Source organism: Photobacterium sp. WH77, from assembly GCF_022014395.1.
Taxonomy (GTDB): domain Bacteria; phylum Pseudomonadota; class Gammaproteobacteria; order Enterobacterales; family Vibrionaceae; genus Photobacterium; species Photobacterium arenosum.
This window is the reverse complement of record NZ_JAKLTE010000005.1, coordinates 1-18,118: the sequence shown is the minus strand read 5'-3', so window position 1 is coordinate 18,118 and position 18,118 is coordinate 1. Positions and strand designations below refer to the sequence as shown.

Annotated in this window: 24 protein-coding genes, 1 tRNA gene and 1 rRNA gene; 3 read left to right on the top strand and 23 right to left on the bottom strand. The window is 51.5% G+C overall.

Annotation, left to right across the window (positions count from 1 at the left end):
* Positions 1–149: 149 nt before the first annotated feature.
* The 19 genes from L6J37_RS06555 to L6J37_RS06470 all read right to left on the bottom strand — a co-directional run bounded on the left by L6J37_RS06555 (position 150) and on the right by L6J37_RS06470 (position 9,338).
* The gene (locus L6J37_RS06555; protein ID WP_155804952.1) at positions 150–287 is read right to left on the bottom strand and encodes a hypothetical protein; all 138 of its coding nucleotides are present in this window, start codon (positions 285–287) and stop codon (positions 150–152) included.
* Entirely contained in the window at positions 284–700 is a 417-nt protein-coding gene (locus L6J37_RS06550; protein ID WP_237794594.1) for a hypothetical protein, read from the bottom strand. The genes L6J37_RS06555 and L6J37_RS06550 overlap by 4 nt, the downstream gene beginning before the upstream one ends.
* Positions 701–709: 9 nt before the next feature.
* Entirely contained in the window at positions 710–1,141 is a 432-nt protein-coding gene (locus tag L6J37_RS06545; protein ID WP_237794593.1) for a structural protein, read from the bottom strand.
* Entirely contained in the window at positions 1,092–1,439 is a 348-nt protein-coding gene (locus L6J37_RS06540; protein WP_237794592.1) for a hypothetical protein, read from the bottom strand. Before L6J37_RS06540 ends, L6J37_RS06545 begins: the two co-directional genes overlap by 50 nt.
* Positions 1,436–1,933, bottom strand: coding sequence for a hypothetical protein (locus L6J37_RS06535; protein ID WP_237794591.1), 498 nt, complete (start codon positions 1,931–1,933; stop codon positions 1,436–1,438). The genes L6J37_RS06540 and L6J37_RS06535 overlap by 4 nt, the downstream gene beginning before the upstream one ends.
* Positions 1,926–2,747, bottom strand: a complete 822-nt coding sequence (locus L6J37_RS06530) for a hypothetical protein (RefSeq protein WP_237794589.1) — start codon at positions 2,745–2,747, stop codon at positions 1,926–1,928. Before L6J37_RS06530 ends, L6J37_RS06535 begins: the two co-directional genes overlap by 8 nt.
* A 4-nt stretch (positions 2,748–2,751) precedes the next feature.
* A complete protein-coding gene (locus L6J37_RS06525; protein ID WP_161442356.1) occupies positions 2,752–3,210 on the bottom strand; it encodes a hypothetical protein in 459 nt (152 codons plus the stop codon).
* A gap of 1 nt (position 3,211) precedes the next feature.
* A complete protein-coding gene (locus tag L6J37_RS06520) occupies positions 3,212–3,481 on the bottom strand; it encodes a hypothetical protein (protein WP_120513245.1) in 270 nt (89 codons plus the stop codon).
* Positions 3,478–3,660 (bottom strand): hypothetical protein, encoded by a 183-nt coding sequence (locus L6J37_RS06515; protein ID WP_027253759.1) that lies wholly within the window; start codon positions 3,658–3,660, stop codon positions 3,478–3,480. The genes L6J37_RS06520 and L6J37_RS06515 overlap by 4 nt, the downstream gene beginning before the upstream one ends.
* Positions 3,661–3,663: 3 nt before the next feature.
* Positions 3,664–3,930: a hypothetical protein gene (locus tag L6J37_RS06510; protein ID WP_218386900.1), complete on the bottom strand. Its 267-nt coding sequence runs from the start codon at positions 3,928–3,930 to the stop codon at positions 3,664–3,666.
* A gap of 9 nt (positions 3,931–3,939) precedes the next feature.
* Positions 3,940–4,839, bottom strand: coding sequence for a major capsid protein P2 (locus tag L6J37_RS06505; protein WP_237794587.1), 900 nt, complete (start codon positions 4,837–4,839; stop codon positions 3,940–3,942).
* Positions 4,840–4,841: 2 nt separating this feature from the next.
* Positions 4,842–4,967 carry a hypothetical protein gene (locus tag L6J37_RS21310; RefSeq protein ID WP_255558100.1) on the bottom strand — a complete coding sequence of 42 codons (126 nt, stop codon included), beginning with the start codon at positions 4,965–4,967 and terminating at the stop codon, positions 4,842–4,844.
* 126 nt (positions 4,968–5,093) lie between these two features.
* Positions 5,094–5,876 carry a hypothetical protein gene (locus L6J37_RS06500; protein WP_237794585.1) on the bottom strand — a complete coding sequence of 261 codons (783 nt, stop codon included), beginning with the start codon at positions 5,874–5,876 and terminating at the stop codon, positions 5,094–5,096.
* Positions 5,839–6,351, bottom strand: a complete 513-nt coding sequence (locus L6J37_RS06495; protein WP_237794583.1) for a hypothetical protein — start codon at positions 6,349–6,351, stop codon at positions 5,839–5,841. The genes L6J37_RS06500 and L6J37_RS06495 overlap by 38 nt, the downstream gene beginning before the upstream one ends.
* Positions 6,317–6,823, bottom strand: a complete 507-nt coding sequence (locus L6J37_RS06490; RefSeq protein WP_237794582.1) for a hypothetical protein — start codon at positions 6,821–6,823, stop codon at positions 6,317–6,319. Before L6J37_RS06490 ends, L6J37_RS06495 begins: the two co-directional genes overlap by 35 nt.
* Positions 6,816–7,124 (bottom strand): hypothetical protein, encoded by a 309-nt coding sequence (locus tag L6J37_RS06485; protein WP_237794581.1) that lies wholly within the window; start codon positions 7,122–7,124, stop codon positions 6,816–6,818. Before L6J37_RS06485 ends, L6J37_RS06490 begins: the two co-directional genes overlap by 8 nt.
* A 4-nt stretch (positions 7,125–7,128) precedes the next feature.
* Positions 7,129–8,904: a replication endonuclease gene (locus L6J37_RS06480; protein ID WP_237794580.1), complete on the bottom strand. Its 1,776-nt coding sequence runs from the start codon at positions 8,902–8,904 to the stop codon at positions 7,129–7,131.
* Positions 8,904–9,092, bottom strand: a complete 189-nt coding sequence (locus L6J37_RS06475) for a hypothetical protein (RefSeq protein WP_192015895.1) — start codon at positions 9,090–9,092, stop codon at positions 8,904–8,906. Before L6J37_RS06475 ends, L6J37_RS06480 begins: the two co-directional genes overlap by 1 nt.
* Before the next feature lie 9 nt (positions 9,093–9,101).
* Positions 9,102–9,338: a regulatory phage cox family protein gene (locus L6J37_RS06470; protein ID WP_237794579.1), complete on the bottom strand. Its 237-nt coding sequence runs from the start codon at positions 9,336–9,338 to the stop codon at positions 9,102–9,104.
* Between the two features lie 112 nt (positions 9,339–9,450).
* Between L6J37_RS06470 and L6J37_RS06465 the strand changes: the two genes are divergently transcribed.
* Both L6J37_RS06465 and L6J37_RS06460 read left to right on the top strand, forming a co-directional pair.
* Positions 9,451–10,218 carry a helix-turn-helix domain-containing protein gene (locus L6J37_RS06465; protein ID WP_237794578.1) on the top strand — a complete coding sequence of 256 codons (768 nt, stop codon included), beginning with the start codon at positions 9,451–9,453 and terminating at the stop codon, positions 10,216–10,218.
* On the top strand, positions 10,215–11,222 hold the full coding sequence (locus L6J37_RS06460) for a phage integrase (protein ID WP_237794576.1): 1,008 nt from the start codon (positions 10,215–10,217) through the stop codon (positions 11,220–11,222). Before L6J37_RS06465 ends, L6J37_RS06460 begins: the two co-directional genes overlap by 4 nt.
* A 136-nt stretch (positions 11,223–11,358) precedes the next feature.
* Here L6J37_RS06460 and metH read toward each other — a convergent pair whose 3' ends face one another.
* Positions 11,359–15,027, bottom strand: a complete 3,669-nt coding sequence (metH, locus tag L6J37_RS06455) for a methionine synthase (protein WP_237794574.1) — start codon at positions 15,025–15,027, stop codon at positions 11,359–11,361.
* Between the two features lie 199 nt (positions 15,028–15,226).
* Between metH and L6J37_RS06450 the strand changes: the two genes are divergently transcribed.
* Positions 15,227–16,564 carry a cation:proton antiporter gene (locus L6J37_RS06450; protein ID WP_192015897.1) on the top strand — a complete coding sequence of 446 codons (1,338 nt, stop codon included), beginning with the start codon at positions 15,227–15,229 and terminating at the stop codon, positions 16,562–16,564.
* Between the two features lie 60 nt (positions 16,565–16,624).
* On the opposite strand, the gene metA is transcribed toward L6J37_RS06450, so the two are convergent.
* The 3 genes from metA to L6J37_RS06435 all read right to left on the bottom strand — a co-directional run bounded on the left by metA (position 16,625) and on the right by L6J37_RS06435 (position 17,979).
* Positions 16,625–17,566: a homoserine O-acetyltransferase MetA gene (gene metA, locus L6J37_RS06445; RefSeq protein WP_237794572.1), complete on the bottom strand. Its 942-nt coding sequence runs from the start codon at positions 17,564–17,566 to the stop codon at positions 16,625–16,627.
* Between the two features lie 214 nt (positions 17,567–17,780).
* A 5S ribosomal RNA gene (gene rrf, locus L6J37_RS06440) occupies positions 17,781–17,896 on the bottom strand.
* A gap of 7 nt (positions 17,897–17,903) precedes the next feature.
* A tRNA-Thr gene (locus L6J37_RS06435) sits at positions 17,904–17,979 on the bottom strand.
* Positions 17,980–18,118 lie beyond the last annotated feature (139 nt).

Genomic DNA, 18,118 nt, shown 5'->3' with positions numbered 1-18,118 from the left:
AGTTAAAAGGAAAGTCGCCATTAATTTAATGGCGGACTTAACCTTATTTTATCTTCCGCTTTACCGTCGCATTCTTCGCTTTCACCACCCGGCCACCTTTGGCGAAGCGGTAGCCTTTCTTCAGTGTGCCATTACTTTTCAGTCCTGTCTTAGCCATGCTTTTTCCCCAGTTGTACGTTCGTTTCCAGTATTGTTAGCCGCTTGTCCTGCTTGTACAGCACGATGAGCAGCGCGATCATGGTGGGCGGTAAGCCCATTGCTGTCAGTTGTTGCAGTATTTCTATCAAGTGGGTTTCCCTCTGAATTTGTGTGAGAAGAATTCCAGCAGGTAGCGCACCATGGAGCGCATCCCCAACACATCCACGACAATGGCCCCGACCACGTACCAGTACGGCTCTGGGATGCTGCTGAGCGCCTGAAATCCGGCATCCACATACCCCGCGTAATCAGGCCAGAAACACAGCATCAGGGGCGTGAACACAACCAGCAAAATGAATTCATCTTTCCAGCCCCGGCCCTTGATACTCAGCTCGTCCAGAGTGGCGGCTTTCTCGTCCCCGTATTCCAGCCGTTTTAGCCTGGCTGTGTGTTTGGCCTGCTCCAGTTCGTCTTTGCGTTTCAGGGCTTCGGCCTTGTTGCGGCTGTGCTGCTGCCAAGCCGTCACCCCGCCCGTGATCAGATTCAATAATGCACCGAGCATCCTTCCCCCTTATGCTGCCTGAATGCCCGCATTGAGCATCTTGGCGCTGTAAGGCTGCATACCGTTCTCATGGCGGATAATCAGGGGCACGATGTCCATGGTTTCCGCTTCTGACAGCGAGGTGTCCGGCGACACGCCCAGCGCCCCGGCGACGTGATTCACATAGGCGCTGGTGTCATTCTCCACAGGTGGCGCCCAGCGGTTGATGATGCCGCGCACCGTGGTCAGACCGTGCAGGTTGCGGTACGTTTTCAGTGTCCGGGCCAGCGCACGGATACCGTTTTCCGGTCTGTCGAAGATGACAAAGCGGCCATCGTTACCGACGCGGCCACGCCATGCGGTGCCGTTGTCTTCAATATTGCCCGGATTGTTGTTGCGGATGCCCCGCGGCTTATACATCGTCATTGCTGCTAACCCCACTACCATCAGACTTAGTATCAATAAGATTTTGTTGTTGCTCATTACGTGCCGCTTCCTCTGCTGCTTGCTGCTCGGCCATGGCCGTGACATAGCGTGTGTGCTCGTCAATCAGCCACGCATAGGCGGCGTTAAACACTGTGCTGTCGATGACCTGATTCGGGCGGTTATCCGTGTATTCGATATGGCCCAGCCCGGTCAGGGTGTTGAAATCAACCGCCCATTCACCTTGCCGCATGGCATAGCCGCCGATGTGTCCCAAAAAGGCCGGCACACCATCAATGACGATGAGCTGATCCTGTGTGACTGCTGTAATTCTCATAGCTTCATAATCCAAATAACGGCCACCGACTTTTGACGCACATCGACGTGACCATGGTTGTGTGATTGCCCGCTGCCCGGCGTGCTGACATAGGTGCTGGCGTTATGCAGCCGTAAACCCAGTGTCCGCGGTGAAGAGCGCCCGGTCTCGGCGTACGCACTCCAACCATTGTTAGGCACCGAGCGATTCGCCACCCCCGCATTACTAATGCTGGAGATCTGAAAGTTACTGGTGCGCTGATAGGTCATGGACGAGCTGGGAAGCTGATTGGATGACAGGGTGTGATTGCCTGTCGCCCGGCTGTCTGTCCCGAACGTCTGATTCGGACTGTACGCCCGGCCCGCACCAACTAATGCCCGGTCGCACAAGTCCGGCGTGCCGTTCTTACCGTCACACAGCACCCAGCCCAGTGGGATAGATTCAAGGGGGCCGTTGTGGATCTTGATATCACCGCTTTTCCAGCTCCCGCCGCCGCTACCGTGTAATCTAGCCATGGCGCACCTCTGCCAATGTCCGCACCGTGGCCCCTTCCAGCGCATAGCCATACACCGCCGCCCCGGTATCCAGCGTCATGGACTCACCAGCGGCGATGTAAATGCCCGTCAGGTTATCCACGCCCTCACCCCCGACGAACAGGGCTTTGTCTGTCTGTACCAGTACCGACTGGCGCTTGCTGTCGGCGACGAGAAGTTGCGTAGTGGTTGCCTGCTCTAATGGGATCACCGCACTGGCGAGCGCATCACTGCGGGCCACCGCAACCAGACCGCTGACCTCCTGCACCTGCGGCAGATTACCGATAGTGACTTGACCATTAACGGTCTGCACCGCGGGCAGGTTGGTGATCGCCATTTCCCCGCTCACCGCCTGCACCTCAGGCAAATTGCCTACGGTGATCTTTCCGCTCACTGGCTGCACCGCGGGCCAGTTCGCAATAGACACGGGCGTATCAAACGCAACGGGCACGGTCTGCTGAATCGCATCAATGGTCACGGGTTCGCGGATGCTGTGCACCTCCACCGCGCCACTGATTGCCACCGCGTCAGACTGGGTGTTAACCGGAATATCGGTTAACTGGTATTTGAGCGTGACTGCCGTGCTGTGATGGTTGTACAGCTCGATGGTCTCGAAACCACTCAAAGGCACCACGTCATTTTTCTTCAGCTCTGTCCCCAGCTCCCGGTTCTGGGTTTTTGCCAGCAAGGTGACGGTATGGGAGCAGTCACGGATTAACAGGTACTGACTGACAGCCGAGATTATCTTTTCTCCGGCCTGTAGCTGTACTTCGATGATTTTCTGTGTCTGATACATTCCGCTACCTCTTGAGAACCACAACCAGCAGCACCAAGCCGATGACCGCCGCAAAGGCCATCATGACCTGTGTGTTCTGTCGTCCTATGTCACTGGCCCCGCCTGTGTTGGCGCTGGCATTGATGCTGTTCGCCAGCTGCATGGACTGCGAGGCCAGATTGCTCTGGTTCGACGCCATGCCACCAAGGGAACTCAGCGCCCCGTTGAAGGTTTCCAGTCCAAAACTAAACGCATCCGTCAAGGCGCTGTTATTCGACGCTAACGCATTCGAGCCAAGGGTCATGGCATCACTGGCCATTTCCCCCGCGGCCTCCATGGCACCGTGGTCAGTCATGGTGACGCTGCCATCAATGCCACTGAACATCATGCCGTTGTTCGCACCGCTGACGCCCATGCTGTTAGAGGTGTTAACGCTGTTATTGATGTTACTGTTTGCGCTCTTTTTCGTACTGAATAAGCCCATATCAGCGCCCCCTCAGGTAGAAAAACAGCAGCACCATGGCCGCGATAGCCACCACTATTAGGGTGTAATTCGGGGTTTTCGCCCCGAAGGTCACGCCCCCCGCCTCGAAGTTCATTTCGACCGGGCCGTTGGTGGTGGTCATTGGCCCGCTGTCACTCACTGACTCCAGCGCACCAAGTGCCCCGGACATATCCATGCCGGGAAAGCCCATACTGGCCCCGGCGGCGGTTCCGGCCAGACTGGCTAAACCGCCAGAAGATGATCCGCTCACAACGCCCCCTTCTTACGAAAATAGAGAAAGGCCAGCACCAGCACGATGACGCCTACGGCTATCACACCCGCACTCAGGTACTTAGTGCCATCTGCAGCGGTATAGCCGAGGGAGCCGCCCACAAGGGCGCCGCTGCCCCACAACACACCACCGCCGATTAAGAGAGGTACTAAAGGCATTGATTACCTCCGCATTAACAAAACGATGACCAACAGCAGGACAACCGCCCCGCCGATGATCCAGCCATAATGGAAAGACTGGGGGCGCTGCTGGGTGACTGTCGCCGTGTTGCCCGTTTCGTTGGCGCTCGGGTCTTGGGTGCTGTTCGGTGTCGGCTTGCTGTCGAGGTAATCATTCCACCAACCGCCTGCAAACTCCGTCGTGTCTTCCCACGCCCCGCCCAGCATTTCGCTGCCTTTGTCCACCGCATCATTAAGCCAATCCAGCATGTTGCCCCCTTAGCCCTTGACCTGTGCCGCCGTGCGCTCAACGTCCAGATATTCAGTAATCACGGTGACGCTGCCCGCGGGCTTATGGGTCTTGAAGGTAAACAGCAGCTCTTTGGCGCGGGCCGTCGGGAACATTTCATTGCGGATAAATCCGCGCATCAGAAAGTCCAGATGGAACATGCCGTCCTGCCACATCAGATCGTTGCGGTTTGCCATGTAACGCTCACGCCAGGCGGTGGTTTCATAGGCCACGTTGTCATCACGCTTGATTTCCAGCTCTTCAATGGCATCCGTCATAAAGTGCATGCGGCGAATGCTGCGCTTCATGTCGTTCGGCAGGGTGTTAAAGGTGTTAGTGCCCTGCGCTGGCATATCAATCTGCAAACGCTCCAGACGCGGCAGATACATACGCAATGCCTGCGGCTTGTTGGTCTCGGCAATCACTTCAAGCGTCGGGCTGTCCGGGTCGCCGTCCTGCTTGGCCGCAATATCGACCTGAATCTGCAGTGACTCACCCAGCATGGTGACCAGTGAGGTCAGTTGCTGGCCGTCTTTGAGCTTCAGAGACAGATCGGCAAAGGACACGATAAAGACCTGTTCACCCTGCGGGGCGAGCGCCGCGGGCACATCCAGCTGTTTGTACTGCTCCAGCGTACGGAAGAAGGTCGCCGGAATACCGCTGATAAACGCGTTACTGTTCAGGCGAAACGTGATTTCCAGCCGTTCAAGGGGCAGGTTGGTGTTAAACATGAACGAGTCAAACGTCTGGCCTGTCGGGATCGTCAGCGTTGAACGACCGTTATAAGTCACACCGCTAAAGCTCGACAGTTTGAGCTGTTTCACCCCTTCGTATTTGTAATTGGCTAAGGCTTGCGCCTGCGCTTCTGGCGTTACTGCTACTACATTCATGATTAAAACCACCCGTCGCCGTAAATTGTTTCTTTCAGCGTCTTCAGTGAAGACACATTGTTAATCACTGCAATGATCAGCAAAGTGACCACCACAGTGATCAGCATGACTTTGTGCTCTTTTTTCATAGCGTTCCTTTGTGTTGTTGGTTGAACCGTTGAGGTGGTGCTATGAAAACGACTTTTAGGCAGGTTGGAAATGAGGAGAAACCTATAGGTTAGGCGGGTAACCTATAGGTTTAAACGTGACGGGCGTCACGCTGATTTTTTGCTGTTTTTCCGGTAGCTCAGGGCCACTTTGCGGCCCGTCTGGCAGTTCAGCGCCCCTTTCTGATAGTTCCCCACGCCGTCCTCGACGTGGATGAAATCCGCGATCGGCTTGTTGATTTCCATCTTGTTCATCTTGGCCGAGCGCAAGGCGGCAATGTCTGCCACCGGCACGGATTTCGCGTCAGACAGGTACTTGGCATCATTCATTGAATTGACCGCGCACAAATACCACGTCGGTGACTGGGTGGTGATGGTTTTCGGCACTTCCTGCCCGCGCTGAAACACGGTCGTCACGATGCCGCCATACTGGCGGGCACCGCGCAGCAGCTCCCCGGTTTTCCCTTTCAGGGTGCCGGACGTGAGCGAGCAGGACGCCAGTTCTTCGATGCAGATTTCCAGCGGGGCTTTGCGGCCATCCAGCACCGACCACGCCGCCGCCGAGAAAAATTCCAGCTCCTCAAACACCAAGTCAGCCGGGATATAAGCAATTTTAAAGGCGCTGTTTCCCTGCCGGGCTTTGACCAGCGCTTTGAGAAAATCCGCTTTCGAGTGGAAGCCTCTGACCTGCTGGCCCTGAAAGGGTTTCCCGGCGTAGTTCTCGTAAGGGTCAAAGAACACCGCCTGTGCCTTGGCGGTGATGAATTTTGCATGCTTGACCAGTGAGGTTTTACCGCTGCCGGTGCCGCCGATAATCACCCGGTGCAACGGGTCTAAGTGGGTATTGGAATTCTTAGGCCGCGGCAGGTTCAGGGTTGGCTTTTTCGCCATTGTCCACCTCCTGCTGTGCTTTCTCTTCTACCAGTTGGGCGCGCTTCTCGGCCCGAAGCCCTTTCACCTGACGGGCCGTGACGCCACCCAGTCCAATGACCGCCACCAAGAACAGGATCTCTTCCTTGTATTGGCCGAGCCAGTTCAGCCACGTGGCCCCGTGCTTTTGCATCAGTGGCCCGGCGGCTTTCAATACCTTGGCCTTGGCTTTCTCGTCATATTCAAAGTCCAGACCGATAGCGAAGGTGATCGCCTGCTCTGACAGGACAAAACCCAAGTCGAGTAAATCAACCGCGGCTTCTGCCGCGTCTTCATCGTTGGCGGCGTCCTGCGCCATTTCATCCGGCTCTGGTACTTCCTGAGATTCAAGTTGCTGAATCGCTGCCCCCCAGTCCGCCCAGTCATCCGCCTGGGGTTGTTCTTCGACGAGATCAAACGCCTCAATTTGCTGCAAGTTTTCCGCTGTTGCTGTCATCTTTTTTACCTTTACACAGACCAATTAAAATCATTACCAGTACAAATAACCCGACTAACCACGGATACAGGGTTTTCCACGCTATTTTCGGGACATCTTGCGCGGGGGCTTTCTCCGGTTCCGTTAACGCTGGAAACCCGTCCTCACTGGTTTGGGAAACGCTCTGGCTAACGCTTTGAACAGTCTCTTGAACGGATTCCCGAACGGGTTCGCTAACGGTTTGAACAGGCGCATCACCCAGCGCCTGAACCGTGTCTACCTTGTGCTTTTCAATGTGCTCATGCATTGATGTGCTGTTGGTACTGTTCCCGCAACGCGGGCAACGGTAGTAGAGTTTGCCGATATTGCGGGGGTTCTTCGGCGGCTCGCCGGATTCCATCAGGCGGTGCTCCCCGGTCATGTGCACCGTGCAGACCTCGCCACACTCGGGCACCGTACAGCGGATATAGCCGCGGGTCGGGTTCTTACTCATCCTCGCCCCCTTCCAGCTTTGCCAAGCGGGCTTGTACTTCGGCCCGATAACCGGCGCGGGCTTTCGCGCTGATCCCGTCGAGCATTTCCAGCTTGTCAAAAAAGTCTGCTGGCAGGCCGATGGCCTCCAGACTCAGGGAGCCGCCGCTGAACATCACGGCGGAGACCTTTTTCACCAGCACTTTCATATCCAGTGCTTTGAGCTTTTCAATCTCGGCCTTCACCTCCACGGATAAGGCTTCTGCCGTATCAATAGCTTTCTCGGCATGGCGTAGCTGCTGGGCAGTCATGGTTTCAATCATCAAATTATCCTCGGGTCACAATTAAGCGGTTATTTGCCAGTTTGAGCTGGCAATCTTTGTCTATTGGCACTTTGGCCCCGGCCAATATGGGTTTAATCAGGCACTGCACCCCGGCAAGGCTCCATCCGGTCACCTGTTTTAAGTGCTCTCCGAGCAGGGGGTTACAGTTATTTTCAGTGCTCCAAGGGGAGCCGCTCCGCGACTCTAACAGCGCCCCTAACTCAGACTTTTTCACTAATCGGTAGGTCTCGTTACATGTCGAAATGAAGGTGCTCACCCCTTCAGAAACCCAGTGAAAGCCAATGGCTTTTTTCACGCTCTCACCGTACTGGTTCTGTTTTTCTTCATAGGCCAACTGCGCATCAGCGGCGAGCTGGCAAAACAGCGCCCACTTTGAAGAATCCGCCGCCTGTCGCAGCGCTTCCAGTTTCGGGTCAATGCGGGTTTGCTCTTCAGTAGCCCGGCGCAGATGACGCCACAGGGAAACAGGCTCACCGCCGAACTGCTGAAATTGGCGGATACGGTGAACAGAGGCCCAGGCACGGACGCGAAAGGCGCTTTCTTCGGCTTCGGTGTCCGGCATGTGCTTGCCGTTGATGTTTTTCGAAACGTACTTAGCGATATAGGCCGTAGCGCCGCCCTTGGCCGGGTCGGCTTCCTTGACGTCAAAGCGCGGGGAAATGTCATCGCCCAGCTCGGCTCTGTCTTCACTGGTCGCCACGCCTGAAATGATGTTAATCAGGGTGTCTTTGTCTTTTGGATCGCAGAACAGAAAATAGTGGCCATGGCTGGTGCCGTCTTTGTGCGGCTCCGCCACGCGAAAACCGAAGTAGTGAATATCTTCTTTGGCAATCAACGCACGGGCCTGCGCCCATTGCTGCATCAGATTGCTATGGCCTTCTTTGACCGTGGCCCCGTTCCACTTGTTAGAGTTACGGTGGTACTTACTCGGCAATGTCCACGTCAGGAATAACGCGGTATAACCCAAGTCCTGCGCCAGCTCTTCAAAGCCACGGGAACGTACCATCATTTCAATGCGGCGGTTTTCCGGGTTGGCCGTGGTGCGTTTGATCACTTCGGCAAGGTCGAAATGCTCCCCGGTGGCCTCGTTGTAAACGACAGTGTTCTGGATGAACCGCTCCGCCTCACGCTGCTTGTTCTTCCAGTTCTGAAAAGACGGGTAAGAAAGGTATTTCGACTGGTGCCCTTTGTCGCCAACGCGCTCAAGGGCAATCTGTGCGTACTCGATGTACTGGGAACGCAGATGCATCAGACGGCGCTCAATCCATTCTTCGGACTGCATTTTCAGCACTGAAGCCGTGAGTTCTTGCTCAGCCCGTTCTTCTTCCATCTTGTCGCCCGGCATGACTGGCGGGTTAATGGAAATGGCGCGGATATTCTCAGCCAGCACCGAATAAATGTGCTTCATGGCCTCCAGAAAGCTGTCAAAAACCTGCGGGTCAATGTCTTTCATTGCCTGCATATTCTCATCAGCAACCAGACGGGCCAGCTTACGCACGGCCTCGTCTCGCATCAGAATGTTGTGGTTCAAACGCTCGGCGTTGACCTTGTTGCGGCTGTCGACAAAAGAAAACTTGTCTTCAATGAAGGGGGCGACTTTCAAACCGAACTTCACCGCCTCATCACTGAAGCGGTCAAGGTTGTCACGGGTAGCCCCGCCGCGCTGTTGGCGGCTGGCTATCTTGGTGCGGATATCCTGACGGACGACTTGCGGGAGACGTTTTAAGAAATGACGAGTAAAAACCGTACCGTGTTGCATTACTCATTGACCTCATAGCAGCCTGTTGGCGTGCATGTGTAGTTCATCGGGCGGGGTGTGTAGGTGCGCTTTCTTATCCCGTGTTTTTCCCGTAACTTCCCCAGCAGGAACACAGCGCGCTGGCGTTTCTCGGGATCAGGGCTGACCATGCCAGCCATGTCCGGGCAAGGGGCGTGTATCGGGTCCATGAATCCCCCTTAAATTGCTGATTTCCAATCCTGATATTGTTCTGCCTGTTCTACAGCCAATTGCTCAAGTGCCCTCATATTGATGAAATTCAGGCCTCGCTCGTTCCGCTCACGTTTCAGTACAGGCAACATGCCCCGTTTTATCTGGCCTCGAACAGCATCAAGAGTCTGTCCTGTTATCTCTGCATACATCTGAGGGGTTACAAATGGCGCGTTATGTTGACGGATGTTGTTTTCTGATTTCATTTTTTCACCTATCATTGACCTTTATTGCTAGCAAAACCATATTGTTTTCCTTAGTTGCCGTCAATGATAGTTCTTAAGGAAAACAGAAGTCAACAAAAAAGGATTGTGAATTATGCGTGAGTGGTTTTTGTCAACAGAACTAGTTGAGATAGAAGGCATGCCTAGTAGCCGACAAGGAGTGAGCGTAAAAGCAAATAGAAACAACTGGTTAAAAAGAAAGGCGCAGGGTAAAGGAAGTGCGGTTGAGTACCATATCTCTAACTTTCATGAGAATGCGCAAAAAGCTTTAATTGAACTATATGGTTCAGAATATGAAAAAAATCACTATCAGGAAACAATAATCGACCTAAGGAAAACAGGTGGCAATTACAGATCACTTGAGTACAAGAAGCCTTCGTTGTTTGATTCAAAAGAACCCAACGCTTCAGCTATTTTCGAAGCCTTACCTGTTCATGAAGCAGACACCATAGACATTCCAGAATTTAATGTACAAGCAGCCGCTGGTGCTGGCTGTCTTAGCAATACAGAGTATCAAACTAGCGTGTTTACTGTATCTACAGCCCTTGTCCGTAGCCTTGGCCTTCTCCCTGAATATTCCGCAATCGTATTTTGCTCGGGTGAAAGCATGTTGCCGACAATGAACGATGGTGATCGCATTCTTGTTGACACCAGAGAACTAACTGAACCTGTCAAAGACGGGATCTATGTCATTCGTATTGATGAAATGGTTTATGTTAAGCGATTGAAATGGAATATTTTAAATCAATCCTACAGAGTAGTTTCAGATAATCCGAGCTATGAAGATTTTGAAATGGCAGGAGAAGATCTCAAGCGTCTAAAAGTAATCGGTCGTGCTGCAATGGTGATGAGGTCACTATGAGCATTAAAAAGGATGGTGATAAATGGCTGGTCGATATCAGGCCAGCCGGGAGGGATGGCAAACGCTTCAGGCGGAAATTTGACAAGAAAGCTGAAGCATTGGCTTACGAAAAATACATTCTTGCAAGGGCGCATAACAAAGAGTGGTTAGGCCCTCCAGTAGATAACAGGAAACTATCTGAACTGATTGAAATATGGTGGAAAAAGTCAGGGCAATTTAAAAGAACGGCGAGTAACTACCTGAAAAAACTTGAGTTGATCTGTAGTGAGCTAGGTGATCCGCCTGTCAATAAGATTGATAACAAATTGCTTTCTGATTGGGTGCACTACAGACAAGAGAAGGGGCAGAAGCCAGCTACAATTAGCCGCTTGATAAGCACTGTAAGTAATGTTTTTACAGTGCTTACCTCTACAGGGGATTTCACAGGTACTCATCCAATAAAAGGATTTAAGCTTCCCAAAATTACCCGAAGAGAAATGACATTTTTAACCGAAAGCCAAATCAGTCAGTTATTAGATGCAGTGAAGCATGATAAAGAACTGATGATGGCCGTTGAAATATGCTTAGCAACAGGCTCAAGATGGAGAGAAACAATCACATTAAAAGCAAGCAACCTTTCACCATACCGTATCCGGTTTACCAACACGAAAACAGGCAAACCAAGAACAGTTCCTATTAGTGAGGAGCTGTATAACCGCATATATCCAAAATCAGGAAGCGATGTTTTTTCATTTGACCCTCAGGCGGAGTTGTATGAAATCTTGGAAAAACTGGATTTTGGATTACCTAAAGGGCAAAAGGTACATGTCTTGAGGCATACCTTTGCCAGTCACTTTATCATGGCAGGGGGAAACATCCTCACACTACGAGACATACTTGGTCATTCAAGCATTGCTCAAACGATGGCATACGCCCATCTCGCACCTGATCACCTGGTAGATGCAGTAAGGTTCAATCCGCTGAGTAAAATGGCAGATAGTGCGTCCACATTATGCCCACATTAACTACCTTTCTTAGACTAACATGACCTACAAACCACATAAAATCCGTATAAAATCAACCACATGTGATTTCATCACCTTTCGTAAACCATAAAAAAAGGCCCTCATTAAGCGCCTTTTTGTCTTCAGTGAACAGCTATCACAGATTAGGCCCCAGCCATTTCTCCGCTTCGATCTCATCCCAGCCTTTGCGCTCGGCGTAGCTTTCCATCTGGTCACGCTGGATCTGTGCAACGGCAAAATAGCGCGATTCCGGATGTGAGAAGTACCAGCCTGATACGGCCGCCCCCGGCCACATGGCGTAGCTTTCTGTCAGAATCATGCCGGTATTGGCCTCCGCATCCAACAATGTCCAGATCTCGCCTTTCTCTGTGTGTTCCGGACAAGCCGGATAGCCTGGCGCTGGCCGGATACCCTGGTATTTCTCACGGATCAGATCTTCGTTACTCAGGTTCTCGTCCGGTGCATAGCCCCAGATCTCCTTACGGACAGTCTCATGCATGAATTCCGCAAAGGCTTCAGCAAGACGATCTGCCACCGCTTGAATCATAATCGCGTTGTAATCATCGCCTTTGGCTTTGAACTGATCGGCAATCTCATATTCACCGATTCCGCCGGTTACCGCAAAGGCACCAATCCAGTCAGCTTTACCGCTTTCTTTCGGGGCAATGTAATCCGACAGACAGTAATTCGGCCCTTTGGGTTTCTCTGTCTGCTGGCGCAGTCCGCGTAAGGTTGTCAGTACCTGGGCTCGGGTCTCATCGGTGTAGACTTCGATATCATCACCAATATTATTGGCCGGGAATAAGCCACAGACACCATTGGCCTTTATCATGCCGCTGGCTTCGATCTCATCCAGCAGCTGATTGGCATCATCAAATAGGCGCAGGGCTTCCTGACCCACTACTTCGTGGCGCAAAATGGTGGGATATTTACCACTCAGCGACCAGGTCATAAAGAAGGGCGTCCAGTCGATATAACGCCGCAATGTCGCGATTTCAAAATCCTTGAACACGTGGATCCCCGGCTTTTTCGGCGCGGGAGGAGTGTAGCTATTCCAGTCAATCGCCACTTTATTGGCGCGGGCAGTTTCCAGGCTGACAGGAGCACTTCGTGGACGCTTGCGGGCGTGTTGCTCCCGCACTACCTCGTATTCCTTGTCAAGGCGCTCAACAAACGCTGGCCGCTGGGCATCCGACAAGAGTGCCGAACATACCCCTACAGCACGCGAGGCGTTTGAGACATAAACGACAGGGGCATGGTAGTTCTGCTCAATTTTGACTGCCGTGTGGGCCTTGGACGTTGTTGCCCCGCCAATCAGCAAAGGAAGATCAAAGCCCTGGCGCTCCATTTCTTTGGCAACATGCACCATTTCATCAAGTGAAGGAGTGATCAGCCCGGAGAGGCCGATAATATCGACCTTCTCTTCTTTGGCCACTTTCAGGATCTTGTCGCAAGACACCATGACGCCCAGATCGATGATCTCGTAGTTATTACACTGCAGCACCACTCCGACAATATTTTTACCGATATCGTGCACATCGCCTTTCACCGTGGCGAGCAGTATTTTGCCGTTAGTGCGTCCGACTTGCTTCTCGGCATTGATGTAAGGTTCGAGATAAGCGACGGCCTGTTTCATCACCCGAGCTGATTTCACCACCTGAGGCAAGAACATTTTACCTTCACCGAACAGATCACCGACTATGTTCATACCTGCCATCAAAGGCCCTTCAATCACCTCTAACGGTTTTTCCGCGTTCTGACGGGCTTCTTCGGTATCTTCAACAATAAACTCAGTGATCCCTTTGACCAGCGCATGGGACAGGCGTTTATCGACCGGCCAGCCGCGCCATTCAGCGGCTGTTTTATCTTCTACCGCTTCGCCGCTGCCCCGGTACTTATCCGCAAGATCCAGCAAGCGCTCGGTAGAGTCATCCCGGCGATTCAATACAACGTCTTCAACGGCTTCGCGTAACTCGTCTGCCAGGTCATCGTAAATGGCCAGCTGACCGGCATTCACAATGCCCATATCCATGCCATTTTTAAAACAGTGATACAGGAATACGGCATGAATCGCTTCCCGCACAGGATCATTACCACGGAACGAGAAAGACACATTCGAAACACCACCCGACACCATCGCATGTGGCAGAGTGCGCTTGATGTCTCCTACAGCTTCAATGAAATCAACCGCGTAGTTATTGTGCTCATCAATCCCGGTAGCTACTGCGAAAATGTTCGGGTCAAAAATGATATCTTCCGGCGGGTAGCCCACCTCATCAACCAGAATGCGATAGGCATTGGTACAGATCTCTATCTTACGCTCACGGGTATCGGCCTGACCCACTTCATCAAACGCCATCACAATCACGGCTGCGCCATAGCGGCGAATCAGTTTCGCCTGTTCAACAAACCTCTCTTTACCTTCTTTGAGAGATATTGAGTTAACAATTGGCTTACCCTGCACACACTTAAGGCCAGCTTCCAGTATTTCCCACTTGGATGAGTCAATCATAATGGGGACACGGGAGATTTCAGGCTCAGAGGCACACAGGTTCAGAAAGCGCACCATGGCAGCTTCGGCATCCAGCATGCCTTCATCCATATTGATATCGATGATCTGAGCACCGGCTTCCACCTGCTGACGTGCCACTTCCAGCGCTTCGTCATAAAGCTCTTCTTTGATTAACCTACGGAAACGGGCTGAACCTGTCACATTGGTCCGCTCACCGACATTGACAAATAAAGTGTCTTTTTCAATGGTTAGCGGCTCAAGCCCTGATAAACGGCAGGCCACAGGAATCTCAGGCAATGGACGTGGCGCTACATTCTCCGTCACCCGGGCCATTTCACGAATATGCTCTGGCGTGGTGCCACAACAACCGCCCACCAGGTTCAGAAAGCCGGACTCCGCCCATTCTTTGATATGCTCAGCCATTTCTGTCGCTTCAAGGTCATACTCGCCGAATGCGTTTGGCAGACCGGCATTCGGGTGCGCTGATACCGCACACTCAGAAATACGTGATAATTCTTCCACATACTGACGCAGCTCATCCGGACCCAATGCACAGTTAAGGCCAAATGAAATAGGTTTGACGTGTCGCAGAGAATTGTAAAAAGCTTCAGTGGTTTGTCCTGATAAGGTGCGGCCGGAGGCATCGGTGATTGTGCCTGAAATCATAACAGGCAAAGTCACGCCCAGCTCTTCAAAGACCTTATCCACGGCAAACGCACAGGCTTTGGCATTCAGGGTATCAAAAATAGTTTCAATCAGGATGATATCGGACCCGCCAGCTATCAGGGCGCGGGTTGATTCGGAATACGCTGCTACCAGCAGATCAAACGACACGTTCCTGAAACCGGGATCGTTCACATCCGGTGATATCGAACAGGTACGGTTAGTCGGACCGAGAACACCAGCTACAAATCGTGGTTTGTCCGGTGTTTTCGCCGTCCACTCATCAGCCGCCTGACGAGCCAGCTTTGCCGCTTCGAAATTAATCTCGGCACTCAGACTCTCCATGTCATAGTCAGCCATGGCAATAGTCGTTGAGTTGAAAGTGTTGGTCTCAAGAATATCAGCGCCGGCTTCAAGATAAGCGGAGTGAATATCCTTAATCAGTTGCGGCTGGGAGAGTACCAGCAGATCGTTATTGCCTTTAAGATCCGAATGCCAATCAGAAAAACGTTCACCACGGTAATCCTCTTCATCCAGCTTGTAGCTCTGGATCATGGTGCCCATGCCCCCATCTATGATGAGGATCTGTTCCTTAAGTCGCTTTTGTAATAAATCCGTACCCTTCGACACTGCTTACTTCCTTACACTTAAACCTATCAGCTGCTAACATCCTATCACAGCCTGATTGGAAATCTAGACGTCCATATATCGTTTGCGGAAACTTATTATCCAAGCGTAAGCCTAAAGTTTTTATGGCTATCAGAGGCCCGAGCATTTATATTTTGTCACAATTTTTGCTTAACACTTTAACAACAGATGAGGATCAAGGATGTCGGTATACAGTACCCTCTGTTTTCTCGCCGCCGCTGCGATGGTTATTGCCTTTATTAACCACAAAATAGGTAAGATGCAAACCACTATCGCCATCACAGCCGGTGCTATTATTTTATCGCTCGGAATTGTGATCGCAGGCCACAACGGCTGGTTTCACCTCGAAGAAATTGCTGCGGAACAGCTGGGTCAGATCGATTTCGAAAGCTTTCTGCTAAAAGGCATTTTAGGCTTCTTACTTTTTGCTGGCGGTTTAGGGATCAAGCTGCCACATCTCGAAGATCAAAAATGGGAAATCACCATTCTGGCTCTGGGGGCCACACTGTTTTCCACATTCTTCATCGGTGGCAGCCTTTGGTGGATATGCCAGATGCTGGGAATCCAGTTAGACCTGATTTACTGCCTGCTGTTCGGCGCATTAATTTCACCGACGGACCCGATAGCCGTGCTGGCGATAGTAAAAAAACTGCACGCGCCGCGCCGCATCTCCACACAAATTGAAGGTGAGTCGCTGTTTAACGATGGATTTGGCCTGGTCATCTTCGTCACTTTGTTTACCATCGCCTTTGGTGATGAAGCACCTACTGTGCTGGGTGTTGGCCATCTTTTCCTGCAGGAAGCCATTGGTGGCATAACCTATGGTTTTGTTCTCGGCCTGCTGTTCCATTATCTGATCAGTTCGACAGACGATCACTCCATGGAACTTCTGCTGACTCTGGGAATCCCAACGGCTGGTTATGCTTTTGCCGATGTTATTCATGTGTCCGGGCCGCTAGCTATGGTGGTCTCCGGTATCATGATAGGCAACTGGACCCGTTATATCGGCTTTTCTAAAGAGAGTGAAGACCATCTGGATCACTTCTGGGAGTTGGTTGATGAATTCCTGAACGGTGTACTCTTCCTGCTGATTGGTATGAGCATGCTGTCTTTCAGCTTCCATGAGGAAGACTGGACACTGATGGTGATAGCTGTGCCGCTGGTGCTACTGGCGCGCTACCTGAGTGTGAAGCTGTCGTATCTTGGCTTTAAACGTTTTCGCCAATACAATCCCGAGTCGGTGAAGATCCTCACTTGGGGTGGCTTGCGCGGTGGTCTTGCTCTGGCGATGGCGATGGCGATCCCTGCCGGTGTTATCGTTATTCCGGAGAAAAATATTGATGTGAAAGAGATAATTCTGGTGATGACCTATTCAGTCGTGGTGTTCTCTATCCTGATCCAGGGCTCTACCATTACACCTATGATCGAAAAAGCTAAAGCCTGGGAAGCGAAGAAAGCGAAAGAGAACAAACAAACCGCTCATGCTCACCAACAACCGGAAACCGATCCCAAATCCTGAATACTGACGATGAAAAAGACCTGCTTTGGCAGGTCTTTTTATTTGTGAGGGCAACGTCAATCAGTCGTCCTTGGTGAATTTATCTTCCGAGAAGTGATCCAAATCATAAGGCGTTTGCTGATAGACGCAATAGTTCAGCCAGTTGGCAAATAACAAATGGCCATGACTGCGCCAACTCGCAACAGGCGGTTTATCCGGATCATTATCCTGATAGTAATTTACTGGGATTTTGGGCTCCATCCCCTCTCCCAGATCACGCATATATTCATTATGTAATGTATGGGCATCGTATTCAGGATGTCCTGTCACGAAGACATTACGCTTATCTTTGGTGGCGGCTAAATACACTCCTGCCTGATCTGAGGTGGCCAGAATGTCCAGATCAGTGTGCTCCGATAAAAACTCAGGCGAGAAGTCGGCATAGCGCGAGTGGGGAGCCCAAAAGGTATCGTCAAAACCTCTCAGAAGAGGATGATGGGGATTGTGGACCCTATGGGTGTAGATACCTGATAATTTCTCTTTGCGGGTACGCTTAGGTAAATCGTACATCAGCTTAAGCCCAGCCTGAGCGGCCCAGCACACATACATGGTCGAAGTCACGTGCCCTTTCGCCCAGGTCAGAATGGCCTGGATTTCTTCCCAGTACAGCACATCTTCAAACTGCACTAAGCCCAGCGGAGCACCTGTCACAATCAAACCATCGAAATTTCTGTGCTTCACCATTTCGAATTGCCGGTAGAACGTATCCAAATGCTCCGTTGGCGTATTTTTCGTCGGGCGGTTATCAATCCGCAGTAACTCAACATCAACCTGCAGAGGGCTGTTTGATAACAGACGGAGAAACTGAGTTTCAGTTTCAATTTTTTTCGGCATCAGATTAAGCAACAATACCTTCAGCGGGCGAATTTCCTGACTGGCAGCGCGTTTTGCAGACATGACGAAGATATTCTCACTACGAAGAATATCAGTTGCCGGTAACTGATCAGGAATTTTAATGGGCATGTGTTGCTCTCCCTAAGATGTACAGACGTCCAGATACCCAAAAATTATAGAATTTCTACTCACACTGCAAGCTTTACCGCATTAAAAGAATTATAGATAGTTAAGAACATAATGAATAATTCTAATGAGAGCAGCAGGCTAGCGAAAGAGACGCTGAAAATAGCAGATAACAGAAATGAAAAAACCCAGCCGAAGGCTGGGTTTTGAAGGAGGTGCTTAGTAATGTCCTACTCTCACATGGGGAGGCCCCACACTACCATCGGCGCTGCTGCGTTTCACGTCTGAGTTCGGCATGGGATCAGGTGGTTCCACAGCGCTATTGTCACTAAGCAAATTCTGGTGCTAGTACCCAGATTTGAACTGGGGGCCTCACCCTTACCAAGGGTGCGCTCTACCAACTGAGCTATACCAGCAAATTCTTATCTAAACAAAGTCTTACGCTTCACTGCTTTGTTTGGTTAATTTGTCGCTGTGCGATGACGATTTTGATGCGAGAAGCGCAGTGTACATTCAGTACATGAGCATCGCAGCACTCAAAAGCGGCAAGCTACC

Bases quoted from the DNA above. Each gene is read 5' to 3' on its own strand.
- L6J37_RS06550 (WP_237794594.1), bottom strand. From the start codon at position 700: ATGCTCGGTGCATTATTGAATCTGATCACGGGCGGGGTGACGGCTTGG.
- L6J37_RS06540 (WP_237794592.1), bottom strand. From the start codon at position 1,439: ATGAGAATTACAGCAGTCACACAGGATCAGCTCATCGTCATTGATGGT.
- L6J37_RS06535 (WP_237794591.1), bottom strand. From the start codon at position 1,933: ATGGCTAGATTACACGGTAGCGGCGGCGGGAGCTGGAAAAGCGGTGAT.
- L6J37_RS06530 (WP_237794589.1), bottom strand. From the start codon at position 2,747: ATGTATCAGACACAGAAAATCATCGAAGTACAGCTACAGGCCGGAGAA.
- L6J37_RS06525 (WP_161442356.1), bottom strand. From the start codon at position 3,210: ATGGGCTTATTCAGTACGAAAAAGAGCGCAAACAGTAACATCAATAAC.
- L6J37_RS06515 (WP_027253759.1), bottom strand. From the start codon at position 3,660: ATGCCTTTAGTACCTCTCTTAATCGGCGGTGGTGTGTTGTGGGGCAGC.
- L6J37_RS06510 (WP_218386900.1), bottom strand. From the start codon at position 3,930: ATGCTGGATTGGCTTAATGATGCGGTGGACAAAGGCAGCGAAATGCTG.
- L6J37_RS06505 (WP_237794587.1), bottom strand. From the start codon at position 4,839: ATGAATGTAGTAGCAGTAACGCCAGAAGCGCAGGCGCAAGCCTTAGCC.
- L6J37_RS21310 (WP_255558100.1), bottom strand. From the start codon at position 4,967: ATGAAAAAAGAGCACAAAGTCATGCTGATCACTGTGGTGGTCACTTTG.
- L6J37_RS06500 (WP_237794585.1), bottom strand. From the start codon at position 5,876: ATGGCGAAAAAGCCAACCCTGAACCTGCCGCGGCCTAAGAATTCCAAT.
- L6J37_RS06495 (WP_237794583.1), bottom strand. From the start codon at position 6,351: ATGACAGCAACAGCGGAAAACTTGCAGCAAATTGAGGCGTTTGATCTC.
- L6J37_RS06490 (WP_237794582.1), bottom strand. From the start codon at position 6,823: ATGAGTAAGAACCCGACCCGCGGCTATATCCGCTGTACGGTGCCCGAG.
- L6J37_RS06485 (WP_237794581.1), bottom strand. From the start codon at position 7,124: ATGATTGAAACCATGACTGCCCAGCAGCTACGCCATGCCGAGAAAGCT.
- L6J37_RS06480 (WP_237794580.1), bottom strand. From the start codon at position 8,904: ATGCAACACGGTACGGTTTTTACTCGTCATTTCTTAAAACGTCTCCCG.
- L6J37_RS06475 (WP_192015895.1), bottom strand. From the start codon at position 9,092: ATGGACCCGATACACGCCCCTTGCCCGGACATGGCTGGCATGGTCAGC.
- L6J37_RS06470 (WP_237794579.1), bottom strand. From the start codon at position 9,338: ATGAAATCAGAAAACAACATCCGTCAACATAACGCGCCATTTGTAACC.
- L6J37_RS06465 (WP_237794578.1), top strand. From the start codon at position 9,451: ATGCGTGAGTGGTTTTTGTCAACAGAACTAGTTGAGATAGAAGGCATG.
- L6J37_RS06460 (WP_237794576.1), top strand. From the start codon at position 10,215: ATGAGCATTAAAAAGGATGGTGATAAATGGCTGGTCGATATCAGGCCA.
- L6J37_RS06450 (WP_192015897.1), top strand. From the start codon at position 15,227: ATGTCGGTATACAGTACCCTCTGTTTTCTCGCCGCCGCTGCGATGGTT.
- metA (WP_237794572.1), bottom strand. From the start codon at position 17,566: ATGCCCATTAAAATTCCTGATCAGTTACCGGCAACTGATATTCTTCGT.